This window comes from Pseudomonas sp. (assembly GCF_026224925.1).
GTDB lineage: Bacteria > Pseudomonadota > Gammaproteobacteria > Pseudomonadales > Pseudomonadaceae > Aquipseudomonas.
Genome location: NZ_JAMFRV010000212.1, coordinates 1 through 1,686, shown reverse-complemented (window position 1 = coordinate 1,686; position 1,686 = coordinate 1). Strand labels below are relative to the sequence as shown.

At 57.8% G+C, this 1,686-nt stretch carries 1 protein-coding gene; it reads left to right on the top strand.

All coding sequences use genetic code 11. The features are described 5' to 3' along the window. Nucleotides 1-14 precede the first annotated feature (14 nt). Nucleotides 15-1,686: fimbria/pilus outer membrane usher protein (locus tag M0974_RS09030; protein ID WP_297835496.1), on the top strand; the 1,672-nt coding region annotated here is incomplete at its 3' end.

Sequence of the window (1,686 nt, the reverse complement as noted above, 5' to 3'; positions counted from 1 at the left end):
TTAACGAACTGCGGGTGTTCGGCCCCTTTGGCGTGCTGCAGTCCAGCGTCGTGCAGACCCATAGCGAAAGCTTCAGCGGCACTGTGCGCCTTGACAGCACTTTCAGTATTTCCGATCCGACGACACTGCGCACTTTCAATGCGGGCGACTTTATCAACGCGGGCCTAAGCTGGACCCGGCCGATACGAATGGTCGGTGTGCAGATGATCACTAACTTTGCCCTGCGCCCAGACCTGGTGACTTATCCGCGTCCCGGAATGACTGGTGAAGTTGCGGTGCCGTCGTCGGTGGATATATTTGTCAACGGTCTGCACCAGTCGAGTACCCAAGTTCAGCCGGGCCCGTTCGAGCTCAATCAGTTGCCGGTTACCTCTGGCGGAGGCGATATCTCCGTAGTGGTCAAGGACGCCAGCGGCCGTCAAACCACTCAAACACTGCCGTTTTACGCGAGCAGCCTCTTGCTTAACCAAGGACTCGACTCACTGGCTATTCAAGCGGGCTCGGTGCGTCGACTTTATGCCACACGCTCCAACGATTACGCGCAACCTGCCGCCTCTCTGAGCTACCGCCACGGCGCAACGCCGAAGCTAAGCGTCGAAACGCATCTGGAAAGCACTTCCGGGCTTGCCATGGGCGGAGTAGGTGCCGATGTGCTGCTCGGCGACTTTGGTGTCCTATCGGCCTCGGTTGCGGCCAGTTCATTCGAGGGGCTTCCCGGCTTGCAATACGGCGCAGGGATTACACGCAGCACGCCGCAGTTGAGTTTTGGTTTCAGCGTGCTGAAGGCAGACAAGGACTTTGCTGATATCGCCTCGGCCAACGACGACGCGATGCCAAGAACGACACTGCGCGCCAATCTGGGTTTTCCAGTGCCGGGAGTCGGGACATTCGGTTTGGTCTACGCGAAGAAAATGGTCAATCTCTACACGCTGGATGATTACGACGCTGACTACGTTCAGGCGTCGGAGCGAATTTCTACCTCAACGCTGTCGGCAACTTTCTCCACGTCGTTGCCGCTGAACGCGTACGGCTTTGTCACTGCTTTTCATGATTTCGAAGGCAACAGCGGTAACGGTATGTATGTCGGCATCTCGATTCCCTTTGGTCGTAATACATCGCTCAGCGCGAGCACCAGCAGCAATGGCGGCAGCAGTTATCAGACCGTAGAGGCCCGACAAAGCGCCGTGCAGCGTGGTGACGTGGGTTGGCAAGTTGCCCGCCAGACCGGAACCCAGACGCGAAGCGACGCAGGGGTAAGTTATAAATCGGCCTGGGGTGAGGTGGGCACTGAGGTTGAGAGCCGCGACAGCAGTAACGCTTACCGCGCCACGGCGCGTGGAGCCCTGTCGACGATTGATGGACATCTATTTGCCTCCAATACGGTCTACGACAGTTTTGCGGTAGTGGATACCGATGGCCTGCCGGGAATTACCGTATCCCAGGAAAATCGCCCGTTGGGCAAAACCGATGCTGACGGCTTGTTGCTTGTCGAAGACCTGCGCGCCTACCAGTCCAATCGCCTGTCGATCAACCCCGAGGATGTTCCGATGGATGTGTCATTGAGCAATGCGGTGCTTGAGGTCCGACCGGCTGATCGTTCGGGCGTCGTTGCGAAGTTTCCAATCTGGCACAGTCACAGCGCTACCCTGTTGCTGGTCGATGAACAGGGACAACCCCTTCAGCTGG